Source organism: Allobosea sp. 10N428 (assembly GCF_056394545.1).
In genome coordinates, this window is the sequence record NZ_JBFTIC010000001.1 from 707,792 (window position 1) to 731,350 (window position 23,559).

Genomic DNA, 23,559 nt, shown 5'->3' on the forward strand with positions numbered 1-23,559 from the left:
CCGGCACCATTCCCGCCATTTCCCAGCTCGCGGGGCCAGATTTCTCCACACTTGCACAGGGACTGTAGAAAGCCGGCTGAAGTGACTGGACAGGCCTGACGACAGCCTCTATATCGCCCCCACCAACACGGACGGCGCGTCGCGCCCCGGGGCGCCCAGGTAGCTCAGTTGGTAGAGCATGCGACTGAAAATCGCAGTGTCGGTGGTTCGATTCCGCCCCTGGGCACCATTTCTTTTTCCAAGCATTGAAAAGACTTAGCTTTTTCGGCTGATTTTTCTCACCGGGCACAACCGCCTCGGAAAAGTGGGAAACATCCGTTCAGGCTTCGTCCTCATCGGCGGGGCGAGGCGACGCTCGCCGCCGTCGAGGCTCATCAGGACCACGACCAGCTGATAGCGCTGATGATCGGCCGGCGCCTTGCCTTCCTGCAGGCGCTGAAGACACGGAGCACCTTCGGACGCGGCTGGGGCAGCCGCGTGGCTCAGGTGAAGCAGATCGGGCGGGCCTGGGCGGGTGGCTCGGTCGGGCCGCAGCCGGTCTTCTTCCTCAATGGCAATGCCAAGGCAACCATCGACCAGGCGAAGCCACTGCCGGCGAAGGGCATCGCCGATGCATCGACCGGCGCCGGCGTCGGCACCGGCGGCCTCGCCGGCGTGCTGGAGCAGGCGCGCCAGCAGCTCGACCGGCTGGCCGCGACGTCGACCCTGATCGGCAACATCGTCACCGCCCTCGTCGTCACCGGCGTGCTGCTCGCCGCCGGCGGCCTCGTCCATCGCTGGGTTGCCAACTACCGGGCGAAAGCACGGGCGGAAGCGCTCGATCTGCCCGAAGGCGTGGCGGCATGAACCCGCTTCTCGCGGTGCTCGCGGCGGCCTGCGTCCTGCCCTGGCAAGCCTGGGCGGTGGCCGGGGTGCTGCTCTTGGTCGGCCTCTATGGCTGCGACCAGTACCGCCGTGGCGAGGAAGCCGCATCCGTCAACATCGAACGCAAGCAACAGGAGGCGGCCGATGCGGCTCGCCCTCCCGCGACACGCCCGAGACGATGGCGCAGAACGACCAGCTCAACGCCAAAGGCGTCGGCGCCTGCGGGTGGAAAGCGGGAAGAGACGATCACCTCGGAACTCGTTGTCTTCATCATCACCGTGCTGGGTGCACTCGGTGCCATCTGGGCGCGGATCGAGGCGATCGTCAGCCGGGCTCGCACCGAGGCGATGCTCGCGGCCAACTCTGCATCCAGCAAGGCCGACATCGTCGCGAGCGATCTTGCGGCCCATCGGCTCCATGTTGCCGAGCACTATGTCGACAAGGCAGGCCTGCGCGGATTACCTCAAGACCGCAGCGCCCAGTGGCGGCACGCCGAAGACCGGCGACGCTGCCATAGACAAGATGGCCGCGGAGGTCGATGCCAAGATGAAGACCTACTGCACCGCAAACCCAAAGGCGAAGGCGATGGATGCCGCCATGAAGGTGAGGGCGGTTGAAGGTTCTGGCCCTGTGGTCGTCGATGACGGCGTGGCCAATTGAGATTTGTTGATTGCGGCGGCTGATTGACATTGCGTCAGCCTCATGTGGCCTCGCAGAGGATACCGGCCGCCGCGGGCGCTCCTGCCTTGAGAAATCTCACCGAGCAGTCTCGGGTTCGCAGCGAGCCCCTTTGATCGCCAAAGCTGCAAGGCCCGGTCTCCGAAAGGGGATCGGGCCTATTTTTTGACATTGTGGTTTTGCCGCTGCTGCCTAGATTCCCCGACGCGAGAAACATGTCGGAGGATGGAGCATGCCGTTCTCATCGTTGCGTGATCCCGTTGACCTCGCTCGGGCCCAGGCGGCTTTGGATGCGGCTTGGGACGAAGTCAGGTCGTCCATCCCCAGTGCTTTTGATGAGCGTGAGCGCACCAGACTGGCCTGTATCGTAGCCGCGCTGGCGCAGGTTGCTGAAGATGAAGATGATCTGACCCACCGGGCCATCGAAAGATACCGACGATCTGCTGCTGCATGAGTTCGGCTCCGCTGGCTTCGGCTGGCGGGGCCTTTTTGGTTTGGCGGACAATCGATCGCATCGGCCTGATCTTCTGCGTCAGGCCCGGTGCATTGCTTCGAACAAACGCCGTTGTTCTGACATTCTAAGCAGCGGGGTTTGGGGCCGCTCTCTCCTAGCGCATCCGGCCCTTCAAAAGCTGACCCTGATCTGGGCCGATCCGCCGAGGCGGCTGCCGCTCGAGGCAAGTTCGCCGTCGAGGTTGAGGCCAAGCGAGACGCGCTCGCTGAGTTTGGCGCTGATGCCGGCGGCGACCAGCGCGCTGTTGCGGTCGACTTTGGCTCCGGTCGCGGCGAACGCCAAGCCAGGGAGGCCCACGAAGCCCGCGGTCAGGTCGGCATCGCGCTGGAGATAATGCGCCCAAGCAGCACGAACATATCCCGTGACCGGCATGCCGCCGAAGACGCTGTCCGCATCGAGCTGCAGGCCGAGTTCGCTGCGCGACGTCACCTCATTGCGTTTGCCGATGGCGAGTGCGCCGGCGCTGGCGCCGCTCCAGTTTGCCTCCAATACCGCCGGATTACGCGCCTGCGTGGCCTGGATGGCGGCGAGCGGCGAGAGGCTGAACCCGCTCCAGCTGAAGGCCGCTACGCTTGCCTGCAGGCGTCCGCTCCAGGCTGTGGTCTCGTAGGATGACGACAGGCTGCTACCGAGTGCCGGGATGCCGCGGCTGACGTCGTTGTCGAGCCGGGCATAGCTCGCTGCGGCACCAAGCTTGACCGGACCGAGTTGCGTGACGCCGTAGAGGCCGGCCTGGAAGACATCCGCGTCGATCTTGCCGACCAGTCCGGGCAGTGAAGCCCGGGCCTTGCCGCCGGCGATCGCAAGGCCGGCGACAGTGCCGGGCATCAGCCGAACGTCGATACCGGTCGCGATATGGGCGTCGTCGATCGTGCGTCGGGCCGAGCCAATCGCCGCATCCCCGTCGGTGCGACCGTATGAGCCGAAAGCCGAGCCCCAAACCGAATAGACCGGTGCATCGAGCCTCGCCGGCGCCGCGGGCTCATCAGCACCCTTACGCACCAGCCCCGAGAAGGCCGCCGCTCCTGGACCGGGCGCAGCGAGACCAAGCCTGCCCGCCGCCATCGGATCGAGCATGGCGCGCAGGAACTGATCGGCCGCGCCGTTTGCCAGCGCCGGCGCCGCGGTGTGGATTTCGCCAGAGAGTTGGTTGACCGCGGCCGGGATCGCCGCCGCCGGCAGGTTGTAGATCCCGAACAGCGAGGATGGGTCGCCCCCGGCTGCAACCGCCCGATCGATCACCGACGCGATCGCAAAGGCGTTGGCCGGGGCGACGACGCCGAGACGGGGCGAGGTGGGCGCCGGTGCCGTCGGATTCTCGACGATCGGCACCAGCGGCTTCGGAGCGAGCGTCAGTTGGACGTCGGTGGCGGTGTAGTTCACTGTCGTGGTGACGCCATCGCCGAAGCTTCCCGTCGTGTTGACGGGACTGAAGGTGCCGGTGCGTCCCGCTGCCGCCGACAGCAACGTGTAGGGGCTGTTGAAGGTATAGGCGCCACCGAGCGGGATGATCTTCAGCGTGCCAGCAAGCGCCGCCGTGCCAGTGACGTTGACGCGGTCCGATACCGCGCCCTGGATCTCGGCCTCGTATACCGAGCCGGCGGTCAGGGTCAGATTGCCGTTGACCGTCATCGTACCCGGTGAATTGCCCGGAGCGAGGGTTCCGGTGATGACGACGCCTGGAACCTGGCCCGAGCCGCTCAAGCGCCCGGCCGCCCCAATCGTAAGCCCCGAGGAGGAAGCGATTGAGCCGTTAACGACGAGCGTGCCGCCGGTGATGGACGTCGCGCCCGTATAGGTATGCGTTCCGCTCAAGGTCAGCGTGCCCGGCCCAGCCTGCTCGACGCTGCCGCCTCCTGAAATGACACCGGCATAGGAGACGTTGTTCGATCGATTGTAGACCAGCGAACCATTATTGTTGATCGAGCCGACATAGGCTCCGGTGCCGCCAAGCCAGCCAGAAGTGCCGCCACTTCCGAGCTGAAGCGTGCTACCTGCATCGATGGTCACGGGAGCCCGCGAACTGCTCGTGCCGGTCAGGATGATCTTGCCGCCACCGGTAATCGAGATCGCTCCCGTATTCGGTCCCGTCACAACTCCGGCGTAAGTCATCTCGTTCGAGCGATCGAATACGAGCGTTCCATAGTTGGTGACGTCGCTGGTAATCGAGCCCGTGGTGCCGCCATTGCCGATGCGCAGTGTTGCCCCCGCGGAGATGCCCGCCCCTCCCGTGAAGTCACTGGCGCCAGAGAGAACCTGTGTGCCGCCCGTAATTTGCAGGCCGCCGGATCCGTGCAGCGCGCCAGCGAAGGTTCCGGAAGCGTTGTTCACGATCAACCCGGCCGCGCCAAGCTGCACCGTGCCTGTCGCCGCGCCGGTCAGCGCCTTTATCTGAGCGGATGCCGCAGCGGTAACATCGAATGTGCCGTTCACCTCGACGCCGCTAGAGGCGTTGACGCGCCCCTGCCCGGACAGCGCGAGCGTGGTGCCGGGAGTGATGGTGGTGGCGCCGGTATACGTGTTCATACCAGTGAGCGTGAGCGGCCCCGCAGACAGGGTAACGGAGCCGTCGCCGGTAATATTGTAGCCGTAGGTTGCCGGCGTGGATTGGACGAAGCTGAGCGAGCTCGTATTGTTCAGTCCAATATTGCCGCCGAGCGTTCCGCCATTCAGCGACAGGGTGTTGTTGCCGCCGGTGAAGGTAATGGCATCAGCAAGCGTTGAGCCATTACCTGAGAAGCCGCCGGAGATCGATCCGCCGTTGTGGTTGATGGTGATGCCAGCACCGATAATGCCTGAACCGCCGGCGCCGTTTGCGCCATTCCCGAGGAGGCCGGTGCCACCGGCTCCACCGGCGCCGCCTTGAACAAAGCCCAGATTGGTTATGATTGCTCCCGAGTTAGCGTATATTCCGGCGCCGCCGCCACCCCCGGCGCCGCCAGCGCCGGACGAGCCAGTGCTGGAAGCAGAACCACCGTTGCCACCGGCTCCACCGGTGACAGTCAGTGTGTTGCTGCCCCCGGCCCCTTGGATGACGAAACCATAGCCACCAGCGCCACCACCGCCTCCGCCGCCCATTGTTGCGCCGCCGGCACCGCCAGCACCACCGGCTCCGCCCGCAGCAACGCCGCTTGCCGGGAAGGTCGACCCGAAGCCACCATGAGCACCGCCGCCTCCACCACCGCCGCCAGAATTTTGCGTGCCACTTCCACCGGCACCGCCGTTGCCGCCGATGCCTCCAACGGCAAGTGAGCCGCCAGTGCCGCCCGCACCGCCGCTATTGCTGGTATCATCCCCGCCATTGCCTCCGACTGCGCCGGTAGTGCCAGCCCCGCCACCGCCCGCACCGCCACCACCCAAGCTTACTGTAGACCCGTTAAATCCCGCCCAGCCTGCGCCGGAGGAAGGACTGAGGCCGCCTGCGCCAAACCCGAAGCCTGGGAGAAAGACGCTACCGCCGTTGCCGCCCGTCTGCTGCGCCAGGGCTGAGCTGCAATCAAGATGGGAGAGGGCCAGCGCGGCGACGCTCATGAGAGCCATGCGCCGGATCGTGCGATTGCGCGCGGGCGGCAGGGTCGGCGTCGGCATGGCTGGGATATCCGGATGCGCTTGAATTAACGTTGCGTTACCATCTGCGGACTCAATGGTATTTGCAATATCTCCGCGTTGGTTTTTCCGTCGGGCAGTTATGTTTCCAACAGCTGCAATAGAAGCTGATTCTGCCGGGTGGATTTCTCAATTTTTGTTTCACCCAATTCTGAGGGTGATCAGAGTTGCGTTTTGTTGTCCAACCCTCAACGGCGAGGACGAGCCCAACCACGTCTCACTCTTGCGAGGTGTCCTCGGGAGCGCCGGAGGGTTGACATTGGCGCGCAATTTGTGCCTTACCCCTCTCCACTGTTGCAGATATCTGCGGCCTCTGGCGTCATCAATATTATTCTAACCGGCGCAACTTCAGATGCTCCCAAGCGGTTTGCTGCGCTAAGCGCTTGAAATAGCCCAATTGACGGACGCCGTCCCTGGGCACCATTCCTTTTCCAAAAGGTTTGAAAGACTGTTTTTGGGCGGGCCAGCTTGCGGCAAGCAGTCGCTGCCCGGCCACGCGCGAGAGCCTTGGGATTCTCAGAACAGGAAATGCCAGGCGCCGTAGCCGATCAGTCCGATCCAGGTGGTCATCGTCAGCGCGATGGCAGCCAGATAGAGCGAACCAATCAGACGATCCATGTCGACCTCGCCAGCTTGAGAACGACCGACCGCCACGCCGAACAATCAAACCAAAGATCTGGCGCGGCATCAGACTGGTCGGGCCTTGACGCTACCTAGCGTGCGAGAACGACATCTTCCTCCTTCAATCGGATGATTGCGTCAGAACGCCGCGCCCCGGCCGGCCGGCGCTGCAAGACTTCGATGTGTTGGAGAGGGAGCGATGCCGCCTCCCAACGGCGCGCTCCCTCTCCGCAGGCGCCGGCGCCGGACTCGCCTGCGTGGGCCATGTCTGGCTGGTCCATTCCGAAGACGAGTGGCTATGCTCTTAAGTGTGAGGAACCCGCCCCGCGGTTACGGCCGGATTAAATCGGCGTCAGGCGCCAAAGCTAATGCGCTACCACCATCGGCACGACGACGGCAGTAAAGATGACGGCGACAATGGCCGTTCTCATCCAAACAGCGAGGAAACGACTGTTGAACAGCACCTGGGCCTCCCTGCATTTCTCGTTCGTCGACCGAAGACGAACACAGCCGGGACGCCGCGGCAATCGACCATTCGATGTCGAATCGCGACCCCGATCGCATTGGGAAGGCCCGCCCCGAAGCGCTGCGGGCATCGCCAGCGGGCGGGGCCGCGAAGCGTCGCAGGCAGCCTCAGCCCAGGCGCCGGTCGCGCATATCTTCGATGCGCTCGACGATGCCGCGATGCTCCGCTAGCAGTTCCTGGAGCGGACCGATGGGCCTGAAGGCCGCCAGGTCCTGCTGCTCCTCGCCTTGCGCACACCATGCCGCGATGGCGGCATCGGCAGCGGCCAAGGCCTCTTCCGTGAGGTTAAGGTCAGACGCTATCCCGGTCTCTTCCCCCAGGCGAATGGCGATCTGCCGGCGAAGCCGCTGCTCGCAGGCGATGACCGCGTCGAGCTCGTCGGTATAGGCCATGATACCGCAGTTCAGTGCACAGTCGCGAGGTCGTCCTCGTCGGGGTCGATCAGCTTCGCCAGGCCGAGCTGCTCGACGCCGTCGGTGAATTCCGCGAAGGCCTCGGCGTCCGTCGCGAAGCTGTCCTGCCAGACCGTCGAGCCGCCCTCCTCGTCGATGAGCTCGAGCGTCCAGCCCTCTGTCCCGTCGACCCGGTAGATCTCGACCTGGACGGTGACGCCGTCTTCGGTGAAGCGCTGTGACAATGGCGAGCGGATGATGTCGGGAAAATCGGTCATTCCACAGCCTAGCAGGTCCCAGTCCGGCTTGCAGCATGCGATCAGGCAGCGGTCGCAACCCGCCTATTCCCGCCGCGCCGAGTTCTGGTCGCAAAAAGGCCAACCGGATCTCATGCCGGTGGCCACGAGAATCATCGCCGCATCATCCGCCGCCGCGGTTCTCACGCCCGGAGCGAGGCCGTCCGGACGGGCCAGCGCCTCAATTCTCGCGATCAGGCTGGGGCGGAGCCTCTTCAGCCACCTCGATCGGTTCGCCGGGAATCACATAGCTTCCCTTCAGCCAGCGGCCGAGGTCGATATCGGCGCAGCGCGCCGAGCAAAACGGTTTGAAGCGCGCCACCGCGGGCTTGCCGCAGATCGAGCAGGGCTTCGCAGCCGGCGCCGGCTTGTCGGTTTCAGTCATATTTGAGCGTGATGCCTCCATCCACGGCCAGTTCGACCCCGGTGCCATAGATCGCCATGCGTCCTATCGGATGCAACGGCGGCGATCCACCCGTCTGTGATCGCACCGGCCGGCCCCACTTTTCAGTCGAAAGCAGCGCACTCATCGTGCCGGGACCCGACGTCGTGTGCGGGCAGCCCCCTCAGGCGGCGTTCATCCAGCCGAAGCGGATCGGGAAGCCTTCTCCGCCCAGCAGATTGACGGTCTCATAGAGCGGGAGGCCGACGACGCCGGTATAGGAGCCCACCAGCTTGATGACGAAGGAGCCGGCAATGCCCTGAACGGCATAGCCGCCCGCCTTGCCGCGCCATTCTCCGGAGGCGAGGTAGTGCTCGATGTCCTCAGTCGAGAGCCGCTTGAAGCGCAGCCGGGTCTCGACGATGCGGTCCCGAATCGTTCCCGAGGGCGTTACGAGTGCAACGCCCGTATAGACACGATGCGCGCGCCCGGAGAGCAGGCGCAGGCAGGCCGCCGCCTCGTCCACGATCTCGGCCTTGGGCAGGATGCGCCGGCCGACAGCGACCACCGTATCGGCCGCGACGATGTAGCAGCCCTCCAGATCCGCGCGCGCCTTCGCCCCTTCTCGCGCAGCCTCCGCCTTTTCGCGCGCCAGCCGCCGGGCGAGATCGCGCGGGCGCTCACCCTTGTGCGGCGTTTCGTCGAGATCGGCCGGCAACAGCGCATCGGGCTTCAGCCCGGCCTGCTCGAGCAATGCGAGGCGGCGCGGGGAAGCCGAGGCGAGCACCAGCATCGGGCGCCAGCCGGGATGTTTGGGGGAGGAGAAAAAACTCAAAAGACAGCCCGACACTTTTCCGTCACCGGAGACGCCCGGCGCGTGACCAGCCTTAATGTATTTCGGCGCAGCGATAAATCCGCAACCGCGGCGCGAACCGTCTGTGTCAACGGTCGTTGGAGCCCGCTGCCCCGCGCTTCCTGCATAAAGCAGGGCGGGAGAACTGGTATACTACTGGTTGCCAAGTCGAGCCAGCAACGGCAGGATCGATTCCCCTCGGCATGACGCCGCATCGTTTTGGGAGTTTGTCCATGCCGAGCACGCGCAAGTCATCGCGCTCCGCCATCGCGACGGGAGCAGATGCACAAGTGCTTGCCGCGCGCGTGCTGACCATGCAGGCCGAAGCCGGCCTCACCATCGCGATGCGGATGCCGATCCTGATGAAGGGCGCCTTCGGCGACAGCCACGGCCAGCGCGAAGCGACCAAGGCCGTGATGGAGAAGGTTTCCGCGGTGGTTGAGAGCAGCCTGGCCGCGACGCAGGCAGCCACGGCGTTCTGGTGGGGACTGGCGCTGCATCTGCCAGGCCAATTCGACTTCGCGGCAGCGGCGGTCCGCGTCGCCGACAGCACGCTGGAGCCCTTTGCGCGGCGCACCCGGGCCAACGCCGCCCGGCTCAGTGGCGGCCGGCGCTAAAAGCGCGCGCCTGGAGACCGTTTTACCGATCGGCTTGCACCGCGAACCGATCGGCGAATCCGTCTCTGGCTTACATCTCAGACTGGTTCTTGCGGAGCGTCACTGCCCACGGCGGCAGCGGGTGACGACAAGCCATGCTCGCGCTCGAGCTTGCGGTAGCGCGCCACGCTCACCGGGATGAGCGCGAGATAGGCCAGAACCACGACGGTCAGCACCTCGAAGGTGTAGGCGAAGAGCAGCCCTGCCACGATCACGACGGCGACAAAGATCGGCAGCACCTGGGTTCGCGGGATGCGCGTGCCGAGCGTCTTGCCGGCATAGCAGGGGATGCGCGAGATCGTCAGGAAGGCGATGAACAGGATGTAGATGCCGACGAAGATCGCGCCGTATTCCTGCACGGGAACGCCGATGATGTGCAGATAGACCGGCAGCATGGCCGTGATCGCCCCGGCCGGCGCCGGCATGCCGACGAAGAACTCCTTCTGCCAGTCCGGCCTGTCGGGATCGTCGATCATGACGTTGAAGCGCGCGAGGCGCAGCGCCATGGCGCAGGCCAGCGTCAACACGATGATCCAGCCGAAGGATTTGAGGTCGTGCAGGACGAAGATCCACAGCACATAGCCCGTGGCGACGCCGAAATTGACGAAATCCGAAAGCGAATCGAGCTCGGCTCCGAAGCGGGACGTGCCCTTGAGCAGGCGCGCCAGACGGCCATCGACGCCATCCAGCCCCGCAGCGATCAGAATGCAGATCGTCGCCGTTTCAAGCTTGCCCTCGACGACGAGGCGCATCGCCGTCAGGCCGAGGCAAAGAGCCAGCAGCGTAATGACGTTGGGCGCCAGCAGCCGGAAGGGGATCGGCTTGAAGCGAGCGCGCTTTGATTCGGCGCGCTCGGGCTCGAAAGGAGGAAACAGGTCGCTCATGCCTGCCGAAATACGCGGTTTCTCAAATCCGCGCTAGCAGCCGAGGACGTGGCGAGGCACGTCGTCCCCACCCTACCCTCTCAGATGTCGCGGAAGTTACGCGCGACCGGCTCGTTACCGCTCATGTCGGCCAGCACGGTCTCGCCGGCGATCGCGGTCTGCCCGACGCCGACCAGCGGCACGACATGCGTCGGCAGATAGACGTCGACGCGCGAGCCGAAGCGGATGAGGCCGAAACGCTCGCCCGTCGCGAGCATATCGCCCTGCTTGACGAAGGGAACGATGCGGCGCGCCACCAGGCCCGCGATCTGGACGACGCCGACGATGCCGGAGGCGGTCTCGATCGCCAGCGCGTTGCGCTCGTTGTCGTCGCTGGCCTTGTCGAGTTCGGCATTGAGGAAGAGGCCCGGCGTATAGGCGATCTTGGCGATGCGGCCCGGCACCGGCGCGCGGTTCACGTGGCAATCGAAGACGTTCATGAAGATCGAGATGCGCGTCATCGGCTCGGCTGGCAGCTCGAGTTCCGGCGGCGGCAGGGACTGGGCGATCTGGCTGATGCGGCCGTCGGCGGGCGAGATCACCAGCCCTTCTCGCTGCGGCGTGACGCGGACGGGATCGCGGAAGAAGTAGCAGATCCAGACCGTGATGATCGCGCCGACCCAACCAAAGGGCGACCAGAGATTGGCGAGGATGATCGTGGCCACCAGCCCGATGGCGATGAAGACATAGCCCTCCTTGTGGATGGGCACGATCACCTTGCGGACGGAATCGACGAGAGACATGAGGCGGTATCCGTTGAACCTGTCGGCGCATCGAGCGCGCGTGAACGACGATGCCCTGGCATGCACGGCCACGGGCGTTGCGCTGATTTAGGGCCTTCTGCCCGCCAGGGAAAGCCCGGAAGCTGCGACATTGCGGCGGATTCACCGCTCAAACGTAACGCAGGCCGGAATCCACGTCGCCCCCCCGTGCACCGGAGTGGAAACCGGTGGAGAGGTATGGCGCGAGCCGTGCGACCCGAAGCAGGCCGCGCCGCGGACACCGGACCTCAGAAGCCGCAGCCCCTCCCCTAGACGATCCGTGGCATCTGGACGAAGCGAACCGCCGCCCTCCAGGTCAGGAAGCCGAAGGCGAACAGCACTAATGTTTCTGCGATGGCGAAGGGAGGTTCCGACTGGGTCGGGGCCAGCGCCCGCAAGGCCGGGATCTTGCCGAACATTTGCGCCACCAGCACGAAAACCAGCAAGTAGAACGACAGCATCGCTGTGATCGCATAGGTGCGGCGCCAGCCTCCTTCCAGCCTCCGTCCATACAATGCGAAGGCCGCAATTCCGACCAGAGCGATATGGATCGCGCCAATGATGTGGGATGGCAGGATGCCGCTGAAGGGAAAGCCGAAGCCGGTCGCGCTGGTGGCGAAGGCGGTCGACAGGAAAACGCCTGTCCAGCCCGGCCGCGTATGTCCGTGGAGCAATCCGGCCGCGACCGGAATCCCGGCCACGATCGCGATCAGGCTGAGCCAGGTGTGAAAGCCTACGAATGTCGTCGGATCAAACATGGCAGCCGCTCCCCCAATGCCTTTGCCCTGCGGCCGGAGCATGCAGGAAACACGCCGAAGTTGCGAGCGGTTTTAAACTGGCGGGAGGCGCATGGCTGACGGCATATCCGTCATGGTCGGGCTTGTCCCCGACCATCCAGGTCTTCCTCTGGCGAGGCCAGTGTTCAAGACGTGGATTCTCGCCACAAGAGCGGGCATGACGGGGCGCCGACCGCGCCGCTATGTGGCGAGGCTCACCCTGACGCTCTCGCCTTCCGCCTCGGTGGCGCGCTGGAGCGTGGCCTTGGCCTCGTCGACCTCGCGCTGGCGGTTCCACATCGCGGCATAGACGCCGTCCGCCGCGAGCAGGTCGCGATGATGGCCGCGTTCGACGATGACGCCCTTGTCGAGCACGATGATCTCGTCGGCATTCACCACGGTCGAGAGCCGATGCGCGATGACGAGGGTCGTGCGGCCCTCGCTGACCCGGTCGAGCGCGTCCTGGATTTCCTTTTCCGTGAAGGAATCGAGCGCCGAAGTCGCCTCGTCAAGGACGAGCACCGGCGGCCCCTTCAGGATCGTCCTGGCGATGGCGACGCGCTGCTTCTCGCCGCCCGAGAGCTTGAGGCCGCGCTCGCCGACCGATGTCGCATAGCCCTCCGGCAAAAGGCGGATGAAGCGGTCGATCTGGGCGAGGCGAGCGGCCTCCTCGACCTCCTCCGCCGTCGCATCGGGGCGGCCATAGCGGATGTTGTATTCGATGGTGTCGTTGAACAGCACCGTGTCCTGCGGGACCATGCCGATGGCGGCGCGCAGGGAGACCTGCTGGATATCGGCGATAGGCTGGCCGTCGATCAGGATGCGGCCCTTCTGCGGCTCGTAGAAGCGGAAGAGCAGACGCGAGATCGTCGACTTGCCGGCGCCTGACGGGCCAACGATCGCAACCGTCTGCCCCGGCAGGACCTTGAACGAGACGCCGCGCAGGATCGGCCGCTCCGGCACATAGGCGAAATGCACATCCTCGAAGGCGACCTCGCCGGCAGGGACCTGCAGCGGCTTCGCACCGGGCTTGTCCTGGATCTCGGGGTCGCGGCCGATCAGCGAGAACATCTGTGCGATGTCGAGCGTCGCCTGCTTGATCTCGCGATAGACGGTGCCCATGAAATTCAGCGGCAAATAGAGCTGGATCAGCATCGCGTTGATCAGGATGAGATCGCCGACCGTGTTGGTGCCGGCCTGGAAGCCACGCACCGCCATCACCATCGACAGCGTGAGCCCGACCGCGAAGATCGCGGCCTGGCCGAAATTGAGCCAGGCAAGCGAGGTGTAGGACTTGATCGAATTACGCTCGTAGCGCGCCATCGACTGGTCGTAGCGCGCGGTCTCGCGCGCCTCGGCGCCGAAATACTTCACCGTCTCGTAGTTGAGCAGCGAGTCGATTGCCTTGGCATTGGCGTCGGTATCCGACTCGTTCATCGCCGAGCGGATGGCGATGCGCCACTCCGTGGCCTTGATGGTGTAGGTCATGTAGGCCGTGACCATCGCCACCAGCACGACGACATAGCGCCAGTCGAACAGATAGAGCAGCACGGCGATGATCAGCACGACCTCGATGATCACCGGCACGAGCTGGTTGAGGCCGAGGCGCACCATCTCCTCGATGCCGTTGCGGCCGCGCTCCAGCACGCGGGTGAGCCCGCCCGTCTTGCGCTCCAGATGGAAGCGGAGCGAGAGATGGTGGAGATGGCCGAAGGTTTGCAGTGCAAGCGTCCGCACCGCGTGCATGAAGACCGGCGCGAAAATGGCGTCGCGCATCTGGACGAAGGCAGCTGCGCCGACGCGGGCCAGACCATAGAGGACCGTCAAGGCCAGCGGTGCGCCGACCAGCCAGGGAAGCCATTTCTCAAGATTGGAATAGGTGCCGGCGAGCGCGTCCGTTATCCATTTGAAGGTGAAGGGCACGCCCATCAGCACCAGCCGCCCGCACAACATCAGGGCGAAGGCCGCGACGACGCGGCTGCGCAGATCGGCACGCTCCGCCGGCCAGAGATAGGGCCAGAGCGCGCGGAAGGTCGCGAAGAAGCCGGAGCCCGGCTGGATGGCGGCAGAACGGTGGAAGCTCGACGCCGGAGGGGGCGCTGACGGCGCGGACATTTTCAAACGATTCCAGTTGGCGCGCCCGTATAGACCCAATTGCGCGCCGATGCATGCGGGATCGCATCGCCATCCGTTGCGGTCCCGCCTGAAAGCCGCCTTGCTCTCGTCGAAAGCCCGGTGTCTGATCCTGCCAGAGCGTTCGACGCTCGGGATCGGGGACAGAAACAACCATGAGAGATCAACATCTTGTCGCCAAGGGGCTAGGCGCCGCCGCCGCGCTCATGCTCGCCATCCTGCCCGCCACCGCGCAGTCCGGCAAACCGCATGCGCAGATCACCATCAGCAACCAGCGCAGCGTTCCGCTCAACAGTTTCGAGATCGCGACGCCCGGAGACCAGCAACGTCTCGTCGCCAAGCTCGCCAAGCCGCTGGCGCCCGGCAAGAGCGTCGCACTCAAGCTCAACAAGCCGCAGGGCTGTTCCTATACGGTTCAGGCGCGGTTCGAAGACGAAGCCGAGAGCGACGCCGACATGGACCTGTGCAAGGATCGCGTCATCCGGCTGACGGAGTGAGGTTGAACCCCGTCATTCTCGGGCGGAGCGAAGCGCAGACCCGAGAAGCTCAGGACCATGGAGGTTCCAGCGCCTTCATCGGCAAGAGATGCTCGGGTCAAGCCCGAGCATGACGGCGCGAGGTTTCAAGCCGTCGCGCCGGCCTTCACCAGCTTGTAGGTGATCGAGTCGACCAGCGCCTGGAACGAGGCGTCGATGATGTTGGCGCTGACGCCGACCGTCGTCCAGCGCTCGCCGGTCTCGTCACCCGACTCTATCAGCACGCGGGTCACGGCGTCGGTGCCGCCCTGGAAGACACGCACCTTGTAGTCGACCAGGCGCAAGCCCTCGATCAGCGACTGGTAACGGCCGAGATCCTTGCGCAAGGCGATATCGAGCGCGTTGACCGGGCCGGCATCGCCCTCCGCCGCCGAGATCAGCAGGTCGTCACCGACCTTCACCTTGACGATCGCCTCGGAGAAGGTGACGAGCTCGCCCAGCGCATTGTAGCGGCGCTCCACATTCACGGCGAAGCGCTCGACCGCGAAGTAGTCCGGCACCTCGCCGAGAATGCGCTTCACCAGCAGGAAGAAGGAGGCATCGGCGCCCTCGAAGGCGTAGCCCTGTGCCTCCTTGTCCTTGACCTCCTGCAGCACGCGGTTGAGCCGCGGATCGTCGCGGCCGAGCGTGACGCCGATGCGTTCCAGCTCGGCAACGAGATTCGATTTGCCGCCCTGGTCGGAGATCAGGACCCTGCGGGTGTTGCCGGTCGCCTCCGGCGCGACATGCTCATAGGTGCGCGGATCCTTGAGCACGGCAGAAGCGTGGATGCCGGCCTTGGTCGCGAAGGCCGAGGCGCCGACGAAGGGCGCGTGGCGGTTCGGCGCGCGGTTCAGCATCTCGTCGAGCGCGCGCGAGACATGGGTGAGTTCCCCGAGCTGGCCTTCGCTGACGCCGAGTTCGAAACGGTCGCGATAGCGCTCCTTGAGCTTGAGCGCGCCGATCAGCGTGACGAGATTGGCGTTGCCGCAGCGCTCGCCGAGCCCGTTCAGCGTGCCCTGGATCTGCCGAGCGCCGGCCTCGACCGCCGCGAGCGAATTGGCGACGGCGCAGCCGCAATCGTCATGGGCGTGGATGCCGAGATAGTCACCCGGGACGACCTTGGCGACCTCGCGGACGATGGCGCCGACCTCGTCGGGCAGCGAGCCGCCATTGGTGTCGCACAGCACGACCCAGCGGGCGCCGGCCTCATAAGCCGAGCGGGCACAGGCGAGCGCGTAGTCGGGATTGGCCTTGTAGCCGTCGAAGAAGTGCTCGCAATCGAGCATCACCTCGCGGCCCGCGGCCTTTGCGGCCTCGACGCTCTCGCGGATGCCGGCAAGGTTATCTTCCAGCGAAATCTCGAGCGCGACATGGACATGGTAGTCCCAGCTCTTCGCAACGAAGACGATCGCATCGGCTTTCGCCGACAGCAGCGCGGCGATGCCGGGGTCGTTGGCCGCCGAGCGCCCTGCCCGCTTGGTCATGCCGAAGGCGGCGAACTTCGCCTGCGTGGTCGCCTTCTCCTCGAAGAAGGCGGTGTCGAGCGGGTTGGCCCCGGGATAGCCGCCCTCGACATAATCGACGCCGAGCCGGTCGAGCAGCGCGGCGACGGCGCGCTTGTCGTCGAGCGAGAAATCGACGCCGGTGGTCTGGGCGCCGTCGCGCAGCGTCGTGTCGAAGAGATGAACGCGGGGCGCGCTCATCGCTCCCGCCTCAGCTTGAAGCGGACGACGCGCGGCACGACCATCGCCAGCATGACCATCTTGATGGCGAAGGAGAGCGAGCCGGCGGGGCGGATTTTCGGGCTCATCGCTTCACCTCCCAGCTGGTCGTCGGCTCGCCGGTGGCGGGGTCCTTGCCGTCCTTGAGCGCGATGCCCATGGCGGCCAGCTCATCGCGGATGCGATCGGACTCGGCGAAATTCTTCGCGCGGCGGGCGTCGAGGCGGGCGGCGATCAGCGCCTCGACGTCCACTCCCGCAGCTTCTTCCTCTGCGCGCAGGGCTGCGCTGTTTCGCTCTGCCTCTTCGCGAGCGAATCTCCAGATATCGATCCCGACCAGTTCCAGCATCGCGACAAGAGTGCGCTGGCCAGTTCCATCCTTGAGCGCCCCCTCGATTGCTTTCATTGCCTCGGCAAAATTCAGATCATCCGCAAGCGCTTCGACGAATTCCGGCGGCAGAGCGATCTGATCCTCCGAAATTTCGTTGAACTCGATCTGCGCTACCCATTGGCGCAACTTACGCTCCGCCTCCTCCAGCGCCTTCACCGTCCAGTCGATCGGCTGGCGATAATGCGTCTTCAGCATCGCGAGGCGAAGGACTTCGCCCGGCCATTTGCGGCCGCCGAACGCGTCAGTCTCCAGCAGCTCATGGATCGTGACGAAGTTGCCGAGGGACTTCGACATCTTCTCGCCTTCGACCTGCAGGAAGCCGTTATGCATCCAGATATTGGCCATAAGCGGCTGCCCTTCCCCGCCGCCGAAGGCGCAGCAGGACTGGGCGATCTCGTTCTCATGGTGCGGGAAGACGAGGTCGATGCCGCCGCCATGGATATCGAAGACGTTCTTGGCCGGATCGTCGCAGGCAAGGCCGCCGCCGAAGGGCGAGAGCAGCTTCGCCATCGACATGGCCGAACATTCGATGTGCCAACCAGGGCGGCCGGGCGTGGCGATGCCGGCCGGAGACGGCCAGCCGGGATCGATGCCGTCGCGGCTCGGCTTCCACAGCACGAAATCCATGGAGTCGCGCTTGTACGGTGCGACGTCGACGCGGGCACCGGCCAGCATCTCGTCGAGCGAGCGGCGGGCGAGCGTGCCGTATTTCGGCGCCTTGGCGAGATGCGACACTGCCGGAACATGGAAAAGCACATGCTCCTCGGCGACATAGGCGATGCCGCGCGCGATCAGGCGCTCGATGATCGCCTTCATCTCGTCGATATGGTCGGTGGCGCGGGGCTCCGCCGTCGGGCGCAAATTGCCGAGCGCATCCACGTCATGATGGAACTGCGCCGTCGTCGTCCGCGTGACCTGTGCGATCGCTTCGTTCAGCGGCAGGCCGGGAAAATCGCGGGCGGCCCGGGCGTTGATCTTGTCGTCGACGTCCGTGAGGTTGCGGGCATAGGTGACATGCTCCGCCCCATAGATGTGGCGCAGCAGCCGGTAGAGCACGTCGAAGACGATGACCGGGCGGGCATTGCCGATATGGGCGTAGTCGTAGACCGTCGGGCCGCAGACATACATGCGGACATTCGACGGATCGATCGGCGCGAAGTCCTGCTTCGTCCGCGTCAGCGTGTTGTGGAGCCTCAGGGTCGGCGACATCGGGGGCAAATCCTGGAACGAACGAAACGGCGAAATAGGAAAAGACCTGGCCGCTGGCCGGGGCGCTTTTGTCGGTTCGTTTTCAGGACGAGGACGTGAGCAGCCGGCCAGCGAAAGCTAGCGGCAAATAATGCAAGGGCTGTTGATGGCGGCTCGCGTCATGATGGAAAGTGATTGCCTGTCCACAGGCCTTGCGTCAAGAGGGCGCCCTATTTGTTGCGGCGCAACATTTCGGCCGCAATTCACGCAAATTTAACCGCCCGGAACCATCCTCCCGATTCACGGGTTCTCCGCCCGTCTTCATCAGGAACCAGATTTCATGCGCCGCGCCGTGGCTTTCGTCGGACTGCTCGGGATCGTCGCCGCCGGCATCTCGCTCTCGATCATGCCGCCCAGCCGTTCGGTCGCCGCCGCAAACGAGCCGCGAACCTTCCTGATCCCCGCCAGCGACGGCTATGGCGTCGCCGACTGCATCTCGACGAAGGCCGAATGCGGCAAGATCGTCGCGAACGCCTGGTGCGAGTCCCAGGGCTTCGGCAAGGCGGTCGCCTTCGGCGTGGCCGATCGCGAGGATTTCACCGGCACGGTCGCCCGCCCGAGCCCGGCTCAGGTGGCCGAGCAGCCGCTCAGCATCACCTGCAGCAACTGACCCGCAGGCCGATCAGCGAATCCACTCCGAGCATTTCGGTGGCTCGCCGGACGTCCCCCAGGGCATGATCGGCACGGTCGAAGTCGAGTTCTGCGGTGAGCCGTCTATCAGCTTGTCGGTGTAGACCAGATAGACCAGCACGTTGCGCTTGGTGTCGCAGCCGCGCACGATCTGCATCTTCTTCCAGACCAGCGAGCGGCGCTCACGGAAGACGACATCGCCCTGCTCCGCCTTCTCCTTGAACTTGATCGGCCCGATCTGGCGGCAGGCTAGCGAGACCTCCGAGACCTCCTCGGCCACGCCGAACATGCCGGAAACGCCACCCTTCTCGGGTACGGTATAGTGGCAGGCCACACCCTCGACGATGGGATCGTCGACGCCGTAGACGGCGAGCTTGTCGTTCGGGGTCAGCATCTTCCAGACGGTCGACTTGCGGAAGATCAGGTCCTCCTGCGCCAGCGCTGGCGACAGCGCCATTCCCGACAGGGTGAGGGCCAGCGCAGCCAGAGCCCAACGACGAAGCAGCATTCTCATCCTCCCGGCGCGTTCCAGATCGGCGCCCGGCACGATATGGGAAGCCCTGCGCCGCTGCACCAGAGTATTGCGCTGCAACCGCCGGGAAGAGGATCGCCGCGTGCTGCCGGAACTGGAAAGCGAAAGGCTGCTGCTGCACCCGCGCCGGCTTGCGGATATCGACGCCACCATACGAATGAACGCCGACCCGCAGGTGATGCGCCATATCGCGGCGGTCGGAGACCCGGCCATGGGGCGGGAGGCCGTCGCCGCGCGCAGCTTCAACCATGTCGAGCGCGGGCTGGGCTACTGGTCGGTCTTCGCCAAGGCGAACCCTCGAGAATTCACCGGCTATGTCGGGCTCATTCCCGACGGCGACGCGGCGGAGGATGTGCAGATCAGCTACCGTTTCGCGGTCCGGCATTGGGGGCGGGGCTATGCCGGCGAAGCCGCGGCCTGCCTCCTCGACTACGGCTTCGGCACGCTCGGCTTCCCCATGATCGGGATCACGACCCATCCGCTCAACGCCGCCTCGCTGCGTCTGGCCGGGCGGCTGGGCTTCGCGGCGGCGCCGACGGACCCCCGCATCCTCATCGGCGATCCGCCCGTTCCGGCGGCGCGGCTGTGGCTCAAGCGCGGCGCGTGGCCGAAGCTCAGGCCGCCAGAGGCTTGAAGACGAGATAGGCCGCCACGAGCGCGCCGACGACGCCGAGCGCGAACAGGACGAGCTTCATCCGCGTCATCGTGCTGGCGAAGGCGACATTGCCGCTATCGACCTGCGGATAACGGTCGAGCAGGCGCGCCACGGCGAAATTCTCGGCAACGTCGCAGAGGCCGCCCAGGAACCAGCCGCCGCCGCAGAGCGCCGCCACCCACCAGGGCTGGCCGCGCGTGGCGAGGCCGGCGATCAGCAGCGCGCCAACGATCGCATAGGTGAAGGCGCAAGCAACATCTGCGGGCAGCACGCGGTTGCGATAGCGCGCCCGCCTCGTCTCGCCATAGAGCGAGAACAGCTTCTCGACATCGGCGACGTTGTAGCCGTCCCAGTCGCTCTCCAGCATGCGCGGCACGCCCTGCCGGCTCGACCAGAAGCCGACCGCCCAGAACAGCACCACCACCAGCACTGGCCCCCAGATGAAGAAGGCGAGCGGGACGATGGTCGAATAGAACGGCACGGTCTCGATCATGGCGGCTCGTTTCTCGCGGCAGGCATCGGCGCTTCGTGGGTCAGGTTATCCGGCGTGCGGGCCGCCGCCAAGCACGGCAAACCCCTTCCCTGCTCAAAGCAGCACTTCCGGCGGCAGCAGGTCGAGGCGGCGCAGCTCGACGCGCGTCTGCTGCGAATCGTAGAGCAGGAAATATTCGTCGAGCTGGGGTGGCGCGATGTCGGTCCCGGCCAGCATCGCATGGGCCTGGCCGCGATGGTGGATCTGGTGCTGGAACAGATGCGCCAGCAGATCGTCGATCCGCTCCTCGACCGCGCCATGCTCGCCGCGGTCCGTAGCGACGGTCGCATCGAGCGCAGCGTCCGAAAGCCCATCGCAGACGGCGATGAGGCGGCGATCGGCTGCGCTCTGCGCCTGGAACAGCGCCGGCGCCTCGAAGGGCCGGAAGCGTTCGAAGACCTGCCGACCGAGCCCGCCACGCTCGAGCGCGTCGATATAGTAGAGATCGACCATCAGATTGTGATTCAAAGTCTCGCGCAGCGAGGGAAAGAAGCTCGTGCGCATTGCCTTGAAGGCGCCGTCGTCCAGCCGCATGCAAGCCGAGAGCAGCCGCCAGTTCGCCCAGGCGTTGTTGTGCGCCATCTTGCGGAAATGGGCGCTCAGCGGCCCGCGCCGGCTCGCGTTTTCAGACATCGCGCGGCTCAGACATGGGGCAGGATCTCCTGTTCGATCGCGCCGAAGATGGAGTACCCGGCGGCATCCTTCATCTCGATGCGAACCGTGTCGCCGAAACGCAGGAAGGGCGTCTTCGGTTCGCCCTGAAGGATCGTCTCGACCATGCGCTGCTCGGCGATGCAGGCATAGCCGAGGCCGCCCGCCGCCACCGGCCGGCCCGGCCCGCCATCGGCATCGCGGTTCGAGACCGTTCCGGAGCCGATGATCGTGCCGGCCGAAAGCCGGCGCGTAGCGGCGGCATGCGCTACCAGCGTGCCGAAGTCGAAGGTCATGTCGGCGCCGGCATCGGGCTTGCCGAAGGGGTTGCCGTTGACCTGCGTCAGCAGCGGCAGATGGAGCTTTCCATCCCGCCAGGCCGCGCCGAGTTCTTCAGGCGTGACGGCGACCGGCGAGAAGGCCGAAGACGGCTTTGACTGAACGAATCCAAAGCCTTTCGCCAGTTCGCTCGGAATCCGATTCCGCAAGCTCACGTCGTTTGCGAGCATGACGAGGCGGATGCGGGCGAGCGCCTCCTCCCGGCTCGCGCCCATCGGCACGTCGTCGGTGACGACCGCGATCTCCGCCTCGAAATCGATGCCGTCCTCCTCGCTGCGGGCATGGATCGCCTGGCGCGGACCGAGCGGCGCGTCGCTGCCGCCCTGATACATCAGCGGATCGGTCCAGAAGCTCTCGGGCATGGTCGCCCCCCTCGCCTTCCGGACGAGATCGACATGGTTCACATAGGCGGAGCCGTCGAGCCACTGATAGGCGCGCGGCAACGGCGCAGCGCAGTCATGTTCATGGAAGCGGAAGGACGGCACCGAGCCGTGCTCCAAACCCTCGGCCAGGTCGGCGAGGCGCGGGGCAAGGCGCTTCCAGTCGTCCAGCGCGGCCTGCAGGGTCGCGACGACCGGGAAGGCGTCGGTCGCACGGGTCAGATCCCGCGAGACGATGACGAGGCGGCCATCGCGGCCATGCGTAAGCGAAGCGAGCTTCATCTCTTTCCATTCCTTCCCGGACGCGCCAATAAGGACGCAACGAGCCTTCGGGAGGAGACCATATGGAACGTCGCAGCTTTTTGAAAACGGGGGCACTCGCCGCCGCCGCGACGACCGTCGCGATGCCGGCGATCGCCCAGTCGCAGCCCGAGGTGAAATGGCGGTTGACGTCGAGCTTCCCGAAGTCGCTCGACACCATCTTCGGCACCGCGCAGCAGTTCTCGAAATACGTATCCGAGGCGACGGACGGCAAGTTCGACATCCAGGTCTTCGCTCCCGGCGAGATCGTCCCCGGCCTGCAGGCGCTCGATGCGGTGTCTTCGGGAACTGTCGAATGCGCGCATTCGCCGACCTATTTCTATATCGGCAAGGATCCGACGCTCGGCTTGGGCACCGGCATCCCCTTCGGCCTCAATGCCCGCCAGCAGCATAGTTGGTGGTATTTCGGCGGCGGCGAGCAGATCGTGAACGGCGTGCTCGACCGCTTCAACGCCTATTCCATCCCCTGCGGCAATTCGGGCTGCCAGATGGGCGGCTTCTTCCGCAAGGAACTCGCCGGCCTCGACGACCTCAAGGGCCTGAAGTTCCGCATCGGCGGCATGGGCGGCGCCGTGCTCGCCAAGCTCGGCGTGGTGCCGACGCAGATTGCGCCCGGCGACGTGTATCCTGCGCTGGAGCGCGGCACCATCGATGCTGCCGAGTTCGTCGGCCCCTATGACGACGAGAAGCTCGGCTTCATCCGCGTCGCGAAATACTACTACTACCCCGGCTGGTGGGAGGGCGGCGCGATGCTGCACCTCATCATCGGCAAGGACGCCTGGAGCAAGCTGCCGAAGCATTACCAGGCCATCGTCCAGAACGCCTGCGAAGCCGCCAACAACTGGATGCTGGCGAAGTACGACTTCGTGAACCCGGGCGGCCTGCGCCGGCTGGTGGCGCAGGGCGCGCAGCTGCGCGGCTTCCCGCTGCCAGTCATGGAGGCCGCGCTCAAGGCGGCCGAGGAATATTACGCCGAGACCAGCGCCAAGAGCCCGGACTTCAAGAAGGGGTACGACTCCATGGTCGCCTTCCGCGGCGAGAACCTGCTCTGGTGGCAGGTGGCGGAGCTGTCCTACGACTCGTTCATGAACCGGCTGAAGGCGCGCTGAGGCGCGCCTTTTCATCGCCAGATCGCATCGCCATGACGACGAAACCACCCACTGATCCCGAGACCAAGGCGCTCCATCTGGAGCGCTTCCTGCCTTATCGCCTCAACGTGGTCGGCACGCTGGGCGGCCGCGCGCTCGGCCGCATCTATGGCGAGCATTTCGGCATCGGCATCCCGGAATGGCGGGTGGTGGCGCAGCTCGGCGAATTCGGCAAGCTGACCTCACGCGACATCGGCGAACTCGCCCAGATGCACAAGACCAAGGTCTCGCGCGCCGTCAGCGAGCTGGAGAAGCGGGGCCTCATCTCGCGCGCCGAGAACCGGCAGGACCGGCGTGAATCCTTCGTGACGCTGACTGCGGCGGGCAAGCGCATCTACGACCAGATCGTGCCGCTGGCGCTCGGCTTCGAGGCGCGCTGGGTCGAGGACATCTCCCCCGACGAGCTCAAGGTGTTCGAGCGCGTGCTGTCGATCCTGACCGAGCGCGGCCGGCATCTTGCCGGCGGCTATCGCGACGAGGACGGGGCCTGAAGGTAACGGCCGTCATGCTCG

Annotated in this window: 24 protein-coding genes and 1 tRNA gene; 10 read left to right on the top strand and 15 right to left on the bottom strand. The window is 65.4% G+C overall.

The annotated features are described in order from the left end of the window. The first annotated feature begins 153 nt into the window (after positions 1-153). From AC1DDA_RS03245 to AC1DDA_RS03260, 4 genes are all read left to right on the top strand, one after another. Positions 154-229, top strand: a tRNA-Phe gene (locus AC1DDA_RS03245). Between the two features lie 173 nt (positions 230-402). Then, the gene (locus AC1DDA_RS03250) at positions 403-846 is read left to right on the top strand and encodes a hypothetical protein (protein WP_476794611.1); all 444 of its coding nucleotides are present in this window, start codon (positions 403-405) and stop codon (positions 844-846) included. Beyond that, a complete protein-coding gene (locus AC1DDA_RS03255; protein WP_476794612.1) occupies positions 843-1,481 on the top strand; it encodes a hypothetical protein in 639 nt (212 codons plus the stop codon). The genes AC1DDA_RS03250 and AC1DDA_RS03255 overlap by 4 nt, the downstream gene beginning before the upstream one ends. Positions 1,482-1,774: 293 nt before the next feature. Further along, entirely contained in the window at positions 1,775-1,996 is a 222-nt protein-coding gene (locus AC1DDA_RS03260; RefSeq protein ID WP_476794613.1) for a hypothetical protein, read from the top strand. Positions 1,997-2,167: 171 nt separating this feature from the next. Here AC1DDA_RS03260 and AC1DDA_RS03265 read toward each other — a convergent pair whose 3' ends face one another. The 5 genes from AC1DDA_RS03265 to AC1DDA_RS03285 form a co-directional block, all read right to left on the bottom strand. Beyond that, positions 2,168-5,644, bottom strand: coding sequence for an autotransporter outer membrane beta-barrel domain-containing protein (locus tag AC1DDA_RS03265; protein ID WP_476794614.1), 3,477 nt, complete (start codon positions 5,642-5,644; stop codon positions 2,168-2,170). A 1,272-nt stretch (positions 5,645-6,916) separates the two neighbouring features. Next, complete coding sequence (locus AC1DDA_RS03270) at positions 6,917-7,201, bottom strand: hypothetical protein (protein WP_441512381.1); 285 nt, start codon at positions 7,199-7,201, stop codon at positions 6,917-6,919. Between the two features lie 11 nt (positions 7,202-7,212). Beyond that, complete coding sequence (locus AC1DDA_RS03275) at positions 7,213-7,479, bottom strand: hypothetical protein (RefSeq protein WP_441512380.1); 267 nt, start codon at positions 7,477-7,479, stop codon at positions 7,213-7,215. Between the two features lie 199 nt (positions 7,480-7,678). Beyond that, on the bottom strand, positions 7,679-7,882 hold the full coding sequence (gene yacG / locus AC1DDA_RS03280; RefSeq protein ID WP_476794615.1) for a DNA gyrase inhibitor YacG: 204 nt from the start codon (positions 7,880-7,882) through the stop codon (positions 7,679-7,681). 181 nt (positions 7,883-8,063) lie between these two features. Then, entirely contained in the window at positions 8,064-8,672 is a 609-nt protein-coding gene (locus AC1DDA_RS03285; protein ID WP_441512378.1) for a Maf-like protein, read from the bottom strand. Between the two features lie 293 nt (positions 8,673-8,965). Here AC1DDA_RS03285 and AC1DDA_RS03290 point away from each other — a divergent pair, with 293 nt between their 5' ends. Then, the gene (locus AC1DDA_RS03290; RefSeq protein WP_476794616.1) at positions 8,966-9,349 is read left to right on the top strand and encodes a hypothetical protein; all 384 of its coding nucleotides are present in this window, start codon (positions 8,966-8,968) and stop codon (positions 9,347-9,349) included. A 77-nt stretch (positions 9,350-9,426) separates the two neighbouring features. Here the strand turns inward: AC1DDA_RS03290 and AC1DDA_RS03295 are convergent, their stop codons facing one another. The 4 genes from AC1DDA_RS03295 to AC1DDA_RS03310 form a co-directional block, all read right to left on the bottom strand. Further along, a complete protein-coding gene (locus AC1DDA_RS03295) occupies positions 9,427-10,272 on the bottom strand; it encodes a CDP-alcohol phosphatidyltransferase family protein (protein ID WP_441512376.1) in 846 nt (281 codons plus the stop codon). Positions 10,273-10,352: 80 nt separating this feature from the next. Continuing rightward, positions 10,353-11,054, bottom strand: coding sequence for a phosphatidylserine decarboxylase (locus tag AC1DDA_RS03300; RefSeq protein WP_476794617.1), 702 nt, complete (start codon positions 11,052-11,054; stop codon positions 10,353-10,355). A gap of 287 nt (positions 11,055-11,341) precedes the next feature. Continuing rightward, entirely contained in the window at positions 11,342-11,830 is a 489-nt protein-coding gene (locus tag AC1DDA_RS03305) for a hypothetical protein (protein WP_476794618.1), read from the bottom strand. 219 nt (positions 11,831-12,049) lie between these two features. Next, positions 12,050-13,963, bottom strand: coding sequence for an ABCB family ABC transporter ATP-binding protein/permease (locus tag AC1DDA_RS03310; protein ID WP_476794619.1), 1,914 nt, complete (start codon positions 13,961-13,963; stop codon positions 12,050-12,052). 173 nt (positions 13,964-14,136) lie between these two features. On the opposite strand from AC1DDA_RS03310, the gene AC1DDA_RS03315 reads away from it, so the two are divergent. Next, positions 14,137-14,478, top strand: coding sequence for a hypothetical protein (locus AC1DDA_RS03315; RefSeq protein WP_476794620.1), 342 nt, complete (start codon positions 14,137-14,139; stop codon positions 14,476-14,478). Positions 14,479-14,603: 125 nt separating this feature from the next. Here AC1DDA_RS03315 and cimA read toward each other — a convergent pair whose 3' ends face one another. Continuing rightward, a complete protein-coding gene (cimA, locus tag AC1DDA_RS03320) occupies positions 14,604-16,202 on the bottom strand; it encodes a citramalate synthase (RefSeq protein WP_476794621.1) in 1,599 nt (532 codons plus the stop codon). Between the two features lie 103 nt (positions 16,203-16,305). Then, complete coding sequence (gene cysS, locus AC1DDA_RS03325; RefSeq protein ID WP_476794622.1) at positions 16,306-17,829, bottom strand: cysteine--tRNA ligase; 1,524 nt, start codon at positions 17,827-17,829, stop codon at positions 16,306-16,308. Between the two features lie 310 nt (positions 17,830-18,139). Here cysS and AC1DDA_RS03330 point away from each other — a divergent pair, with 310 nt between their 5' ends. Then, complete coding sequence (locus AC1DDA_RS03330; RefSeq protein WP_476794623.1) at positions 18,140-18,469, top strand: hypothetical protein; 330 nt, start codon at positions 18,140-18,142, stop codon at positions 18,467-18,469. 12 nt (positions 18,470-18,481) lie between these two features. On the opposite strand, the gene AC1DDA_RS03335 is transcribed toward AC1DDA_RS03330, so the two are convergent. Then, positions 18,482-19,003, bottom strand: a complete 522-nt coding sequence (locus AC1DDA_RS03335) for a CreA family protein (RefSeq protein ID WP_476794624.1) — start codon at positions 19,001-19,003, stop codon at positions 18,482-18,484. A 100-nt stretch (positions 19,004-19,103) separates the two neighbouring features. Here AC1DDA_RS03335 and AC1DDA_RS03340 point away from each other — a divergent pair, with 100 nt between their 5' ends. After that, entirely contained in the window at positions 19,104-19,655 is a 552-nt protein-coding gene (locus AC1DDA_RS03340; RefSeq protein ID WP_476794625.1) for a GNAT family N-acetyltransferase, read from the top strand. Here AC1DDA_RS03340 and AC1DDA_RS03345 read toward each other — a convergent pair. From AC1DDA_RS03345 to AC1DDA_RS03355, 3 genes are all read right to left on the bottom strand, one after another. Beyond that, the gene (locus AC1DDA_RS03345; protein ID WP_441512366.1) at positions 19,636-20,169 is read right to left on the bottom strand and encodes a hypothetical protein; all 534 of its coding nucleotides are present in this window, start codon (positions 20,167-20,169) and stop codon (positions 19,636-19,638) included. The genes AC1DDA_RS03340 and AC1DDA_RS03345 overlap by 20 nt on opposite strands. Before the next feature lie 93 nt (positions 20,170-20,262). Beyond that, positions 20,263-20,841 carry a DinB family protein gene (locus AC1DDA_RS03350; RefSeq protein WP_476794626.1) on the bottom strand — a complete coding sequence of 193 codons (579 nt, stop codon included), beginning with the start codon at positions 20,839-20,841 and terminating at the stop codon, positions 20,263-20,265. Between the two features lie 8 nt (positions 20,842-20,849). Then, entirely contained in the window at positions 20,850-21,860 is a 1,011-nt protein-coding gene (locus AC1DDA_RS03355) for a fumarylacetoacetate hydrolase family protein (protein ID WP_476794627.1), read from the bottom strand. Between the two features lie 62 nt (positions 21,861-21,922). Between AC1DDA_RS03355 and AC1DDA_RS03360 the strand changes: the two genes are divergently transcribed. Then, entirely contained in the window at positions 21,923-23,008 is a 1,086-nt protein-coding gene (locus tag AC1DDA_RS03360) for a TRAP transporter substrate-binding protein (protein WP_441512363.1), read from the top strand. A gap of 32 nt (positions 23,009-23,040) precedes the next feature. Beyond that, entirely contained in the window at positions 23,041-23,538 is a 498-nt protein-coding gene (locus tag AC1DDA_RS03365; protein ID WP_476794628.1) for a MarR family winged helix-turn-helix transcriptional regulator, read from the top strand. Positions 23,539-23,559: the final 21 nt, after the last annotated feature.